This window comes from Streptomyces sp. NPDC103540, from assembly GCF_055584445.1.
The window spans coordinates 284546-297908 of sequence record NZ_JBVJMA010000003.1 but is presented as its reverse complement, the minus strand read 5'-3'; the positions used below and the strand labels follow the sequence as shown (position 1 = coordinate 297908).

Here is a 13363-nt window from a genome sequence, read left to right as displayed (position 1 = left end):
ACACGTAAGGTTATCGGCCCCTTGGCTGGAACTTCGGCAGGGGCGCCTTTCGTGGCGCCCGGCCCCCCAGGCAACCGGTACGGCCAGGTGAACTGCCCCTCCGCCGTGCCGGGTTCATCCAGCGTTCATCCCCGCGCCGCCGCATCGGCGCAACCCGGCCCTAGCGTCGCGGCTGGATTCCTACCGACACGTTGTCGGCGCCGTGCACTTACCGGAGGACACCTCGTGCGCAAGCTCCTGCCGCTTCTCGGCAACCCGCATGGGAGCGGCCGTTCCGCTCTCACCTGCCGCTACCGCTGTGGAGACGCCTGCTTCCACGAGGTGCCCAACACCAGCGACAACGAGTACGCCGGCGACGTCATCGCCCGCGCCTACTCCCGCCGCTCGATGCTGCGCTCCGCCGCCGTCGTCACCGTCGCGACCGCCGCCGGCACCGCGGTCACCCTCGGCGCGGGCGGCGCCCCGAGCGCCACCGCCGCGCCGGCCGACCCGGTCGACGCCGCGAAGCGCGGTTCCGGCGAGGCCGCCCGCGGCCTGCGTTTCAAGGCGGTGGCGCCGAACACCGACGACAAGGTGACCGTCCCCGAGGGCCACGAGCAGAACGTGGTCATCCGCTGGGGCGAGCCGATCGTCAAGGGCGCCCCGGCCTTCAACGCGGACCGGCAGACCGCCGCCGCGCAGGCGGGCCAGTTCGGCTACAACAACGACTTCCTGAGCCTCCTCCCGCTCGGCGGGGACTACGAGCGCCGGCAGCTGCTCGTGGCCAACCACGAGTACACGGACGAGAACCTCATGTTCAAGGGGTACGACCCGGCCAACCCGACCCGCGAGCAGGTCGAGATCGCCTGGGCCGCGCACGGCCTGTCCGTGGTCGTCGTCCAGGAGGACCACCGCAGCGGCCGGCTGACCGCCGTCACCCGCCACCGGCTCAACCGGCGCCTGCACACCAAGAGCGAGTTCCGGATGACCGGTCCGGCCGCCGGCGGCGCCCTGCTGAAGACCTCCGTCGACCCGTCCGGCACGAAGGTGTTCGGCACCCTCAACAACTGCGCCGGCGGCACCACCCCGTGGGGCACCACCCTCCACGGCGAGGAGAACTTCAACCAGTACTTCGCCAACGCCGGCCAGGTCACCGACCCCGTGCAGGCCGCCCGTCTGAAGCGCTACGGCGTGACCTCGGGCGCCACCGAGCGCAAGTGGGAGCGGTTCGACAAGCGCTTCGACGTGGCGCAGGAGCCCAACGAGTCGCACCGCTTCGGCTGGGTCGTCGAGCTGGACCCCTACGACCCCGACTCGGTCCCGCGCAAGCGCACCGCGCTCGGCCGCTTCAAGCACGAGGCCGCGCAGCCCCGGCTGACCGAGGACGGCCGTCCGGTCGTCTACATGGGCGACGACGAGCGCTTCGACTACTTCTACAAGTTCGTCTCCTCGAAGCGGATGAAGAGGGGCGACTCCCGCGCGGCCAAGGAGCACAACCTCACGCTGCTCGACGAGGGCACCCTCTACGTCGCCAAGCTCACCGGTGACGCCCCCGCCGCCGAGATCGACGGCTCCGGCAAGCTGCCCTCGGACGGCGAGTTCGACGGTTCCGGCGTCTGGATCAAGCTCGCCACCGGCAACGTCTCGCACGTCGAGGGCATGACCGCCGAGGAGGTGTACGTCTTCACGCGCCAGGCCGCCGACAAGGTGGGCGCCACGAAGATGGACCGCCCCGAGGACGTCGAGCCGTCGCCGCGCACCGGCCGGGTCTACGTCGCGCTGACGAACAACACCGACCGCGGCAAGCCGGGCAAGGAGGGCGCGACCGAGCCCAACCCGCGCAACCTGAACAAGCACGGGCAGATCCTGGAGCTCGCCGAGAACTTCGACGACCCGGCCGGTGACGGTTTCGCGTGGAGGCTGTTCCTGGTCGCCGGTGACCCGAACGACCCGGCCACCTACTTCGCGGGCTTCCCGAAGGACCGGGTCAGCCCGATCTCCTGCCCGGACAACGTGGCCTTCGACCCGCACGGCAACCTGTGGATCTCCACGGACGGCAACCAGCTCGGCTCCCACGACGGCCTGTTCGGCGTCGCGACCGCCGGTGACCGGCGCGGTGAGCTGAAGCAGTTCCTGACGGTGCCGCGCGGCGCCGAGACCTGCGGTCCGCTGATCCAGGACCGGCGGGTGCTGGTGTCGGTGCAGCACCCGGGCGAGATCGACGGGGCCTCCGTCGAGAAGCCGCAGTCGGTGTGGCCCGACGGTCCGGGCAAGCTCGTGCGCCCGGCGGTCGTGTCGGTGTGGCGCAAGGACGGCAAGAACATCGGCGTCTGATCCGACAGGCATCCGGCGTCCGGCGTCCGGCGTCCGGCACCCGTCGCGCGGGTGCCGGGCGCCGCGTCATGTGCCGGGCGCCGCGTCAGGCGTCGTCGTCCGTCAGGCGTCCGACGGGCAGGCGCAGGGTCGTCACCGCGCCCCCGTCCGGGGCGTTGGAGAAGACCGGCTCGATGCCCAGGACGGCGGCCTGGCCCATGACGATCGTCAGGCCCAGGCCGTGTCCCCGGCCGCGGCCGGGATCGCCGGTGCGAAACCGCTTCGGGCCCTGTTCGATCAGCTCGGCGGGGTAGCCCGGCCCGTGGTCGCGCAGCACGACCACCGGGCCCTCCACCGTCACCTCGACGGGTGGTCGGCCGTGCTTGTGGGCGTTGACGAGCAGGTTGGCCAGGATCCGGTCCAGGCGCCGGCGGTCGGTCAGCACGACGAGGTCCCGCACCACCCGGACCTCTGCCGGCAGCCGGGTCGCGGCCACGGCCCGGCGTACGACGCGGCCCAGTTCCACCCGGGCGAGGTCGGCGCGTTCCACGCCGGAGTCCAGCCGGGAGATCTCCAACAGGTCCTCGGTGAGCAGGTGCAGGGCCTTCAACCGGTCGTTGATCATCTCCTTGGGTCGGCCCTCGGGCAGCAGGGCGGCGGCGGCCAGCGATCCCGTCAGCGGGGTGCGCAGCTCGTGCGCGACGTCCGCCGTGAACCGTTTCTCGGCCTCCAGCCGTTGCTGGAGCGAGGCGGCCATCGAGTCCAGGGCCTGGGCGACGTCGCGCACCTCGTCGCGGTAGCGGCGCGGACCGGGGCCGTCGCCGGAGGCGGGCAGGCCGATGCGGGCGTCCAGGTCGCCGGCGGTGATGCGGCGGGCCACGGCGGCCGTGGTGGCGAGCCTGCGGCTGATCCGGTTGGCGAGGAAGAGGCCCGCCAGGGCGACCACACCGGCCGCGAGGACGGAGGAGGCCAGGATGGCGGCGTCGATGTCGCGCAGCCGGGTGCGGGTGTTCTCGTAGGGGATCCAGACCGCGAGGGCGTGCCGGTCGGCGGGGCCGGCGGCCCACATCACGGGCTCGCCGTCGTGGACGCCGACCATGCTGCCGGTGCGTCCGCGCGCGACGAGGGCCTTCAGGGGCGGGGGCAGGCCGGGCGGGTCCAGGGCGACGTTCACGTCCCCGTGCGCGGTGCCGTACTCGTAGTGGCCGAGGGCGTGGTCGAGGTCGCGGTCGGCGTCCTTGCGGACCTCCCCGACGATCTGCCGGGCGGCCACGTTGTGCACGAGGATGCCGAGGGCCGCGGCCACCAGGCAGCACACCAGGGTGGTGGTGAGGGAGATCTTCCAGCGCAGGCCGCTCATCGGGCGCATCGCGACCGGTCCGGGCTCAGGGGGGTGTCGGAGAGGACGAGGCACTCGTCGAGGGTGAGCTGGGACAGGTTCATGATCCCGGCCTCGGGGTCCCAGACGTAGTCGGAGACGGAGATGTAGCGGGGGTTCGAGGTGGGTTCGCGGACCGCGAGGTGTTCGGCGGCGACCTCCACGCCCTCCAGGACCCCGCGCCGGGACAGGATCCGGGTGACGGCGCCGTCGGCCCGGACGGTGTAGACGCGCAGTTCGCTGATCCGGCCGTCGACGTCGAGGGCGGTGATCAGTTCGGCCTTGCCGTCGCCCGTCACGTCGTGCAGGGCCGCGGGGCGCACCGGGCAGTCGGGGCCGCCGTCGGGGGCGTCGGTGCACAGGGCGAGGCGTTGGACGGCCCGGGGGTCGACGAGGCGTCCGGTGCCGCCGTCCTGCTCCGCGGCGGAGGTGATGTCGGCGCGTACGACGGCGAGCGCGTCGACGCCGCGCATGTCCCCGCCCGTCACCTTGGGCAGGCCGGGGACCACGGCGGCCGTGCCCGATTCCTGGCCGGGGGGCGGGGCGGAGGGGCGGACGTCCTTCCACAGGGTCTGGGGGGCGTGGGCGGTGCCCAGGTCGCCGTCGTCCTTGAGGCCCTCGACGTCGGCGCACCCGGCCGTCGCCCCCGCCACTACGGCGGCGAGGACCATCACGGCCGAGGCGCGGTGCATGTACCGATGCTCACCCGCCGGCGGCGCCCCGGCCCGGCCCGTGGGCCGTTCGGGCGACGGGGCGGACGGGCCCGGGGCTCGGGGCCGGGTCGGACCGGTGGCCGGCGCCGGGCGGGCAGCCGACGGGGACGCCAGGGGCACCGGACGGGCTCGGGGCGCCGGGCGGGCTCGGGGCGCCGGGCGGGCCCGGGGCGTCGGGCGGGCTCAGGGCTCGGGGCGGGAGATGGCGCGGGCCGCCGCCACCTCCTGGTGGACGGGGGCGAGGACGCTCGACGGGTCCTCGGGGGGCTCCACCTCGACCCGTACCGGGGTGGTGCTGGTCCGTACGCCGGCCGCGAGCCCGCGCAGCTCGCGCGTGATCCGTTCGACCTCCGCCTGCGCGGGCGGCTCGGCGCCGTGGTTGACCCGGACCCGGGCGGCCGTGGTGGCGTCCACGACGCGTTCCACCGCCACCACCAGCGGCCACCAGGCGGCCGCGCGGGCCCCAGTCGGCGGGGGCTCGGTCAGGGCCCGCTGGAACTCGCTGCGCACCCCGGACAGGTCGCGGTAGATCCTGCGGCGGGCCTGGAGGCGGGCCAGCCGGGCTGCCTTCAGCTCCGCCTCGTCCGCCACGGGGGCGAAGGCCCGCTCCACGTAGCGGGCGGCGTCGTCCACGGTGTCGGCGAGCCGGGCGCCGATGCGGGTGCGCCAGCTCTCGGGCCACAGCAGGTAGCCGGCGATCAGGGTGATCGCGCAGCCGATCAGGCTGTCCAGCAGCCGGGGCCGGATGAGGTCGAAGCCCTGGTGGTTGAGCTGGTCGGACAGGAGCAGGATCACCGGGGTGATCGCCGCGGTCTGGAAGGCGTACCCCTTGGCGGAGAACACCGGGATCAGCGCGCCGAGTACCACCATCACGGGGACGGACCACCAGCCGCGCGGCACCTCGGCGAGGACGGCGGCGGCCAGGACCAGCCCGCCCGCCGTGCCCAGGGCGCGCAGCAGGGCGCGGGAGAACACCGAGCCGAAGTCCGGTTTGATGACGAAGGTGACGGTCAGCGCCACCCAGTAGGAACGCTCCACGGGGATGAGGGAGACCAGGGACTGCGCGAGTCCGATGCACAGGGCGAGGCGCAGTCCGTAGCGCCAGGAGGAGCCGGACAGCATCATGTCGCGCACCCCGCGCCGGGCCCGGACCCGCAGGGCGGCGGGCCGGCCGAGGCGGTCGTCGACGTTGTACGGGTCCGGCTCGGGCAGGTGCACGATCTTCGCGGCGTGCCGCAGCGCGGCGTCCATGGCCCGCTCGGCCGGGGTGTGCGGCGGGGGCAGGACCAGGGAGGGGGTGCCGGTGCGACCGCTCTCGACGGCGTCGGCCAGGTCCCGTACGGCGGCGGGGATCGCGGCGGGCAGCGGGCGGCCCCGCAGGTGCGCGGCGGGGGCGGCCTCGACCAGCGGGATCAGCACGTTGAGCTGGGCGAGCATCCGCACCAGGGTGGGGCTGCGCCCGTGGACCCGGGCGCGGCGGCCCAGGATGAGGTCGTAGGCCTGGTTGAGGGCCTGCGTCACCCGTTGCCGGTGTTCCTCGTAGCGCGCGGCCGGCCCGCCGGCGGCTTCGAGGGCGTCGGCCAGGGCCCGGTAGCAGGAGGCCACGGCGACCCGTTCGGGCCGTCGTCCGCGCAGCGGCCATCCCAGCAGGGTCAGGAGGAGGACGAACAGGCCGCCGGCGGTGAGCAACAGCGGGGCCGTCCACCAGGGTCGGGGCATCGGCAGTCCGGCGCCGACGACGGCGTTCAGCAGGAGCAGCAGCCCGGACACGGAGGCGACCGTGCCGATCGAGGAGATCATGCCGGAGACGAGGGCGACCAGGGTGAGGACGCCGACGGCGAGCCAGCCGTGTCCGAAGACCAGGGTGCCGAGGGCCACGCCGACCGCGCCGAACAGCTGCGGGACTCCGATGTTCAGGACCCGCATCCGGTAGGCGTCGGCGGTGTCGCCGATCACCCCGGACAGGGCGCCCATGGAGACCAGCGCCCCGTACTCGGGCTCGTCGAGGGCGAAGCCGACGGCGAGGGGCGCGGCGAGCGCGACGCCGGCGCGGACGGCCGCCGCCCAGGGGACCGGGGCTCCCGTCGGGCGCAGGCCCGCGAGCAGCCAGGAGGGCGGTGCCGGCGTCCGGGGCCGGGGCCGCCCGGACGGTATGTGCTCGGTGCGTCGTTCGGTGGTCATTCCGCTTCCGTGTCACCGGCTTCCGTGTCACCGCTCGCGAATCGGTCGTTCCGGGAGCTAGGCGGAGGATGGGTACGTTCCGAGCTTATGGGGTGTTGCGCAGTCGTCCCGTCAGCCAGGCCACCGAAGCGGCGGCGAGCCCGACGGCGAGGACCAGCCAGGCGGTGCTCCGCAGGAACGCGGTGAGCGCGTCGTAGACGGCGGCGGCGGCCTGGCGGTCGACGTCGGCGGGCAGGTCGTCCAGGGTGAGGCGGCGGCACAGGGCGATCGCGACCCACAGCAGGACGGCGCCGACGGCCAGCCCGAGACCGGTGGCCACGACGGCCCGCCGGCGGCGGACGGCGACGGCGACGGCCGCCGCGGCGAGCAGCACGGTCAGGGCGGGGAGCCAGACACCGGCGATCTGGAGCATGCGGAACGCCTTCCGGAGCGAGCCGAGGTCGTCGTACTCCATGACCTTCACGGACAGGTGGGTCTCGGGGATGCGGTCGGCGAACGGCACCCCGCCCGTCACCAGTTCCTCCTTGACCCGGGCGATCACCGGCGCGAGGTCGAGGGTGACGGCGTCGCCGTCACCGGTGGTGAGCGCGTGCAGGAACGCCGCGTGGGCGGCGCGGTTGGCGGCGTCCCAGGCCGTGCGGTAGGCCGGGGTGCCGGCGAAGGACCGCAGGGCCTCGTCGACCAGGGCCTCGACGCCGCCCTGGAAGGGCCCGGCGTCGATCTGCCCGGCCAGGGCTCGACCGGCCTGCGTGACGACCACGTTCTGCACGGCGGGGTCGGAGGCGAGGGGGGACATGGCGGCGGTGTAGCGGTCGACGTCGCCCAGCTCGCGGTCGGCCCAGTACGCGACCGCGCTCGCGGGCACGAGGAGAGCCACGAGCACGATGAGGGCGGCCGAGAGGTAGGTGCGCACGTCACCAGGGAAAGGCGTCGTCACCGCCGGCGCCGGCGGGGGTGCTGCGTACGGGTGCGGTGCGTACGGGTGGCGTCCGGGCGGGTGATCCACTTGCCGCTCCCCTGCGGTGGGTGTGCTCTGGAGGGTGGAAGAGAGGAGCCCGCCATGGCACACGCGGCACCCACCGTCCGGCGGCACCGTCCGGCGGCATCCGTGAACGCTGACCACACCGACCGCAACCGCCTGGTCCGCGCGCTCTTGCTCGGCCTCGTCTACGGGGTCTGGGCGGCCTTCATCAAGCGTCAGATGGGCCCGGTCGACGCGGGCAACGTCTTCTACGGGATCCTGTGCGGCGCGCTCTTCGCCGCGATCATGTTCACCCTCGCCAAGGTCGGGCCCCGGCTCAAGCGCGAGGTGCACGCCGCCGCGTACGGCGTGTTCGGCGGCATCGCGGCGGGCTACCTGCACAGCCTCACCAACGAGTCCGTGCTGCGCGGCGCCACCGTCGGCCTCTTCGTCGGCCTGGGCGTCGGGATCGCCGCGTTCTACCGCTACTACACGCGGGAGGACTGACCGGAGCCGACCCGGACTCCGGCCGGGACATCGGCCGGGCAACGACCGCGGGGCGCCGGCCCCCGCCCCGTTCCGCGGGGCGGGGGCCGGGTGCCGGTGATCCGGGTCCGGGGGGACCGCGCCGCCGGCCTACGCGGCCGGGTCGACGGGCGCCTGCGCCTTCGCCTGCGCCTGCGGGGACTCACCCCCCGGCTCGGCGTCGGCGGGCACGGTCTGCACCGCGGCCGCCTGCTGCGGCAGGGGCTGGGGCCCGCTCTGTTCGGCCGGTTCGGTGCGCCGGGCCGGCGGGGCGAAGCGGGTGGCCTCGGCGCGGAGCATGGCGTTCAGGGCGGCGTAGGGGTCGATGGGCATGGCGGAACCTCACGGTGTTCGGGGGTGTGGGGGGTCGCTCTGCTGCTCGGCCCGCTCAGCAGCGCAGGACCACGCTCCGCACCGTCCGCCCGGACGGGACCGGCCCGCCGGGCCCGTAGGACCCCACCCGGGCGTACGGGCCCGGGTGTTCCACGTGAAACGTCCTCGGCGGCAGCCGCCGTACGGTCGGTGCCCCGCGGACGACGGTCCTCGCCGTGGCCCGTCCGGCGGGCTCGGTGCCCGTCTCGCCCTGGCCCTCGCCGGGTTCGGTCGGTGCCGACGGACGCGACTCCGCGGCCGTCACCGGCGTCGCGGCGATCACCGCAGAGGGGCCGGCACCGAACAGGCACAGCAGGGCGACGCAGACCACCGTCAGGACCCTTGCCGGCACGGTCCGTGCCTTCCGCGCACCGCTCATGGGGGATTGCATGCCCCGGTGTCCCAGGCGACTCCCGGGCCACGCCCGAGAAGCCCCCGACCGGGGGACGAAGACACCCCTGTCGGCTCAGGCCCGCCGGCCGTACGGACTACAGGGGGCGCTCCGGCCAGTCCAGGAGCCGGGCTCCGATCACGGCGGTCTGGAGGGTGTAGCGCTGCACGGGATCGCCCGCGTCGGCTCCCGTCAGCCGGTGGATCCGCTCCAGACGGTACGTCAGGGCCCGTACGCTCAGGCTCAGTCGTCGTGCCGCCTCCGCCGCCACGCACCCCGAGTCGAAGTACGCCGTCAGCGTGTCGAGCAGCGGGCCGGGGCCTCCGCGGCCGGCCCGCAGGGGTCCGAGCACGGTCAGCACCAGGTCGGCCATCGCGGCCCGGTCCCGGGTCAGTACGGGGTAGACCAGCAGGTCGGCGGCGTGCAGCACCGGTCCCGTGAAGCCGAGCCGGTCCGCGAGGTCGAGCGCGGCGAGGGCCTCCTCGTACGAGGTGACCACGCCGCCCGGGCCGGGATGGGGGCGGCCGACGGCCGCGAGCCCCTGCGCGGTGCCGGCCGCCGCACCGGCTCCCGTGCCTCCCGTGCCCGCCGCGGCGTCGATGCCGACGGCCAGGCGGGCGAAGTGGGCGAGGACCTCGCCGGTGTCGCCCGGGGACACGCAGACGAGGTGGCCGTCCTTCGTCGAGAGGAGGAAGGTGCGGCTGTCGAACCGGGCGCGGAGCGCGGCCTCCACCCGTCGGATCGCCGCGCCCGTGTCCTCGTAGGGTTCGGCGGCCCGGGCGACGGCCACGGCGTGCGCGTGCGCCAGGTGCAGGCCGAAGCGGGCGGCGCGTTCGCTGAGTCGGCCGAGGTCGCTGCGCCCGAGCAGCAGGTCGTCGACGAACTCCCGTCGCGCGGCCTCCTCCTGGCGGACCGCCAGCCGCTGGGCCCGCTCGTAGCCCTCGGTGAAGGCGTCCACGCACTGTTCGACGGCGGCCATCACGTGGTCGGGGGTGACGCGGCCGGCGAGCGCGGTGCGGGTGGCGGAGAGGTGCGCGCCGACGAGGGTGCGCAGCGCGTAGCCGGCCTCGGCGGCCTGCTCGCCGAGGGCGCGTCGGGCGTCCAGTTCCTCCCGGCGCGGTCTGCGGCCGGTGGCCGCCGCGGCCGTCAGGATCCGTGCGTACCCGACCAGGTACTCCTCGGGTATGTCCCGCCCAGATGTCACGCCGGTCCCTCCGGTTCGTAGCAAACCGTCATTCTCCCCCGAGGACGGCGCGCGGTCGGAACGGGCGGCGAGGGCCGTGAGGGCGGCGGCCGGGGCGGCGGCGGTCGAGGCGGCGGCGGGCGGAGGGGCGGGGTCAGACCACGACGAACGCGACCGCCGCCGCCCCCATGAGGGCGGCGGCGAGGTGCATCGCGGGGTGGCCGTAGTCGCCGAACCAGAGGTGGCGGGCCAGTCCGCCGAGGGCGGCCAGGGCCCCGACCACGCCGATCTGCGCGAGCAGGGTCACGGCGGCGAACGGGGTGACGACCAGCAGGAGCGCGTTCAGCCAGAAGGGTGCGGCACCGGTCCAGCCCCGCCATGCCCAGATCGCGGACTGCATGTCCCGGCTCCCACCCTCAACACCCGCAACAGGTGTAACACGCTCAACTCGTCGGCTGTACAGCCTCCTTGGGTGTGAGGGCGGGGGCAATAGCGCGTTCGGCTAGATATCCGAAGATCAGGCCGAAAGTCGTCCACAGCGTGGCCTGGATGGCCAGCGAGGCGAGTCGGAACTGCCAGAGGAGCGCCGCCGGGAAGCCGGCGGGCACCTCGTCGACGGCGGGCAGGAAGGCGTACGAGAGGCCGATCGCGGCCACGAAGGCGAGCGCGGCGACGACCGAGGCGTTCCCGTTCCCGAGCCTCGGCGCGAGGCGACGGCCGAGGACCAGCGCCGCGGCGGCGAGCAGCGCGCCCAGCGCGATCATCAGGAGGTAGAGGGCGGTCCGGCGGGCGGCCGTCTCCGGGTCCCCGACGGCGGGCGGGTTGGCGGGGTACTTGAAGAACGGCACCAGGGTCACGGTGACGAACAGGGCGCCGGTCACCAGGGCCGCCGTGGCGCGGGGGCCGAAGCGCCCGACGCGGCCCAGGGCGAAGCAGAAGGCGAGCGCGGCGATGCCGCCGAGCGCGACCCCGTAGAGCACGACGCCGGTGCCCAGGCCGGCGGTGGCCTGGAGGGCGCGGCTGACCGGGGGTTCGTCGCCGTGGTCGTGGCCGGCGACGGCGGCTCCGGCCTCCTCGAGGGCGATGGCGGCGTCCACCTTCGACTCGCCGAGGAGGTAGGCGACCAGGAAGGCGGCGACACCGGCCAGGAGGCCGGCGAGCATGCCCCGGAGCAGCAGGACGCGGGGGGAGAGGTTCACGTGGGTGTCCCTTGCGTGATCGGGCTGGAGCGGCAGGGATCAGTGGCAGGGGAAACCGAGCAGGTGGCGGCCGTCGTGCAGCCATTCGTGGACGCCCTCGCCCTGGAAGACGGCGGTGGCGCCCTGTTCGATGCCGACGAAGTACAGCAGCACGAGGGTGACGACGGCGGCGAACGCCGCCCACGGGGCCAGGGCGGAGAGGGAGAGGGGGGTGATCGCGGCGGGGGCGGAGCTGGGCGCGGCGGAGTGGGCCATGGCAGAACCTCCAGGGGGAACACGCGTCCCGGTCAGTGGTGCTGTCGAGGAAGGGGGGCGGGTCTGACTTCCCTCCCCGGGTGCCGCGGGAGGTCTCACAGTGGCGCGACCGTGCCGGATTCACACCGGTACTTCCGCCGTCCCTTCGTCATGTCGTCCGCGACCGTACCGCGCGCGTGGCTTGAACACCACGGCGTGCGGACGCCGCCCCGCGCCCCCCCGCGCACGCTCTACGCTCCTGGTCATGCCGCCTTCCGCGCCTCTCGCCGCGCCCGTCCCGCCGGGCTCCGTACGCCTCTTCCTGGCCACGCCTCCGCTCGATCCCGATGCCCGTCGGGGCCGCTTCGGGCGCGGGGAACCCTGCCCCGGACACCCGGGTCTGGCGGGCCCCGCCACCGGCCGTTGGGCGGGACGGGAGCTGGAGGAGGTCGCCGCCGAGGACCCCGAGGGCATCCGGCGCTGGCTCACGGACCCGGCGTACGAGCCCCCGGGCGGCGGGGAGTCGGTGGCCGCGCTGATCACCCGTACGGGCGCCCACCTCCTGGGTCTCGCGCCGGGCCGGCACCACGCCGAGGTCGAACCGAGCGTCGTGCGGGCGGTGGTCGTGGCCGCTCTGGAGCTGCCGGCCGAGACCTTCTGGCGGCTCGACGTACGACCGTCCACCGTGACCACCCTCACCGGGCGCTCGGGCCGCTGGAACCTCCTCCTCGGCGGGCCCGGCGGGCCCGGCCGGCCCGGCGGGCGCTGACGCGCCGGACGCCCCGGCGGGCCCGGACAGCAGGACGGCCCGGACCCCGCGACGCGGTCCGGGCCGAACTGTGGTGCGCGAGGATCAGGCGACGATCCAGTCGGAGGTCGCGATCACCGGCTGCACGCCCTCACGGTGGACGGTGCCCTCGATCAGGCCGTACATGCGGTCCGCGGCGAAGTAGACCTCGTTGTCGTTCTTGAGGCCGAAGGGCTCCAGGTCGACGAGGAAGTGGTGCTTGTTGGGGAGGTTGAGGCGGACCTCGTTGACCCGCGGGCAGTTGTCGAGCACCCGCTCGGCCATCTGGTTGAGGGTCTGCTGGAGGGAGTAGGAGTACGTCTCCGCGAAGGCCTCCAGCATGTGCTTGCGGACCTTCTTGTACGACTGGTCCCAGTCGAACTCCGGGTCGTCGGCGGCCAGCGCCGAGTGCGCCCAACGGGAGGTGACCTTGGTCGCCAGGATGCGGTCGTACGCCTCCTGGAGGGTGGTGTACCGATCCTTGATGTAGCCGTGGAACTCGGAGTTGGTCGAGTTCATGACCGTCAGGTCCTTCAGACCCGAGATCACCTGGAGACCGGTGGTCTCGCTGTAGGTGATCTGCGCGGTGCGCACCTCCTGGCCCTTGCGGACGAAGGAGTGCTGCTCCTTGCGCGTCGGGACGGGGATCCGGTCCCAGGCGTACTCCTCAATGCGGATCTGCGCCTCGCGGATCGGCGACTGGGAGGAGACGAAGTGCTTGGCGAGGAGGATGCCGAAGGCCTCGGGGGAGGCGATGCCGTGTTCCTTGCCGAAGGCGTACACCGTGTTCTTGGTGGTGTCGGTCGGCAGGCAGTTGGCGTTGTCACCGGTCAGGTGCACGTCGCGGAACTCGCCGCGCAGGGCCACCGACACGTTGAGGTCGCGGATCTCGCTCCAGGAACCGTCGCTGCCCTTGCGGGTCACCTTCACGATGCGGTTCTCGGCCTTGCCGTACTGGTTCTGGCCCAGGACGTGCTTGCTCATGCTGTCTTCCTTCGGGTACTCGGGAACACGGAGTCCGGTCGTCTGGATCCCGTACGCCCGGCGTCCAGCGCCCGCCCCAACCGAAGACGTGCCGCTCCCCGCCGTTCGACCCCGTGGGGCCGCCCCGGGACTGACGTGCATCCCGGTCCGTAGGTGCTGAGTG

General features: G+C 74.1%; 14 protein-coding genes. 3 read left to right on the top strand and 11 right to left on the bottom strand.

Features of this window, described 5'->3' with window-relative positions; translation table 11 throughout:
• The first annotated feature begins 225 nt into the window (after positions 1 to 225).
• On the top strand, positions 226 to 2313 hold the full coding sequence (locus ACZ6ZI_RS09375) for a PhoX family protein (protein ID WP_469518191.1): 2088 nt from the start codon (positions 226 to 228) through the stop codon (positions 2311 to 2313).
• 85 nt (positions 2314 to 2398) lie between these two features.
• On the opposite strand, the gene ACZ6ZI_RS09370 is transcribed toward ACZ6ZI_RS09375, so the two are convergent.
• The 4 genes from ACZ6ZI_RS09370 to ACZ6ZI_RS09355 form a co-directional block, all read right to left on the bottom strand.
• Positions 2399 to 3661 (bottom strand): sensor histidine kinase, encoded by a 1263-nt coding sequence (locus ACZ6ZI_RS09370; protein ID WP_469518189.1) that lies wholly within the window; start codon positions 3659 to 3661, stop codon positions 2399 to 2401.
• Positions 3649 to 4362: a hypothetical protein gene (locus ACZ6ZI_RS09365; RefSeq protein WP_469518187.1), complete on the bottom strand. Its 714-nt coding sequence runs from the start codon at positions 4360 to 4362 to the stop codon at positions 3649 to 3651. The genes ACZ6ZI_RS09370 and ACZ6ZI_RS09365 overlap by 13 nt, the downstream gene beginning before the upstream one ends.
• A 204-nt stretch (positions 4363 to 4566) precedes the next feature.
• Positions 4567 to 6564 carry an FUSC family protein gene (locus ACZ6ZI_RS09360; RefSeq protein ID WP_469518185.1) on the bottom strand — a complete coding sequence of 666 codons (1998 nt, stop codon included), beginning with the start codon at positions 6562 to 6564 and terminating at the stop codon, positions 4567 to 4569.
• Between the two features lie 85 nt (positions 6565 to 6649).
• The gene (locus ACZ6ZI_RS09355) at positions 6650 to 7477 is read right to left on the bottom strand and encodes a hypothetical protein (protein WP_469518183.1); all 828 of its coding nucleotides are present in this window, start codon (positions 7475 to 7477) and stop codon (positions 6650 to 6652) included.
• 195 nt (positions 7478 to 7672) lie between these two features.
• On the opposite strand from ACZ6ZI_RS09355, the gene ACZ6ZI_RS09350 reads away from it, so the two are divergent.
• Positions 7673 to 8032 (top strand): hypothetical protein, encoded by a 360-nt coding sequence (locus ACZ6ZI_RS09350; protein ID WP_469518181.1) that lies wholly within the window; start codon positions 7673 to 7675, stop codon positions 8030 to 8032.
• A 129-nt stretch (positions 8033 to 8161) separates the two neighbouring features.
• Here the strand turns inward: ACZ6ZI_RS09350 and ACZ6ZI_RS09345 are convergent, their stop codons facing one another.
• The 6 genes from ACZ6ZI_RS09345 to ACZ6ZI_RS09320 form a co-directional block, all read right to left on the bottom strand.
• Positions 8162 to 8383: a hypothetical protein gene (locus ACZ6ZI_RS09345; protein ID WP_363053655.1), complete on the bottom strand. Its 222-nt coding sequence runs from the start codon at positions 8381 to 8383 to the stop codon at positions 8162 to 8164.
• A gap of 55 nt (positions 8384 to 8438) precedes the next feature.
• On the bottom strand, positions 8439 to 8774 hold the full coding sequence (locus ACZ6ZI_RS09340; RefSeq protein ID WP_469518178.1) for a hypothetical protein: 336 nt from the start codon (positions 8772 to 8774) through the stop codon (positions 8439 to 8441).
• Between the two features lie 136 nt (positions 8775 to 8910).
• Positions 8911 to 10017 (bottom strand): PucR family transcriptional regulator, encoded by a 1107-nt coding sequence (locus ACZ6ZI_RS09335; protein ID WP_469518176.1) that lies wholly within the window; start codon positions 10015 to 10017, stop codon positions 8911 to 8913.
• A 133-nt stretch (positions 10018 to 10150) separates the two neighbouring features.
• Complete coding sequence (locus tag ACZ6ZI_RS09330) at positions 10151 to 10396, bottom strand: hypothetical protein (protein ID WP_469518174.1); 246 nt, start codon at positions 10394 to 10396, stop codon at positions 10151 to 10153.
• A 43-nt stretch (positions 10397 to 10439) separates the two neighbouring features.
• A complete protein-coding gene (locus ACZ6ZI_RS09325) occupies positions 10440 to 11195 on the bottom strand; it encodes a CbtA family protein (protein ID WP_469518172.1) in 756 nt (251 codons plus the stop codon).
• Between the two features lie 39 nt (positions 11196 to 11234).
• Positions 11235 to 11450 (bottom strand): CbtB domain-containing protein, encoded by a 216-nt coding sequence (locus ACZ6ZI_RS09320; RefSeq protein WP_363053660.1) that lies wholly within the window; start codon positions 11448 to 11450, stop codon positions 11235 to 11237.
• A 244-nt stretch (positions 11451 to 11694) separates the two neighbouring features.
• On the opposite strand from ACZ6ZI_RS09320, the gene ACZ6ZI_RS09315 reads away from it, so the two are divergent.
• Positions 11695 to 12198 (top strand): histidine phosphatase family protein, encoded by a 504-nt coding sequence (locus tag ACZ6ZI_RS09315; RefSeq protein WP_469518170.1) that lies wholly within the window; start codon positions 11695 to 11697, stop codon positions 12196 to 12198.
• A gap of 84 nt (positions 12199 to 12282) precedes the next feature.
• On the opposite strand, the gene pucL is transcribed toward ACZ6ZI_RS09315, so the two are convergent.
• Entirely contained in the window at positions 12283 to 13200 is a 918-nt protein-coding gene (gene pucL, locus ACZ6ZI_RS09310; protein ID WP_469518167.1) for a factor-independent urate hydroxylase, read from the bottom strand.
• Positions 13201 to 13363 lie beyond the last annotated feature (163 nt).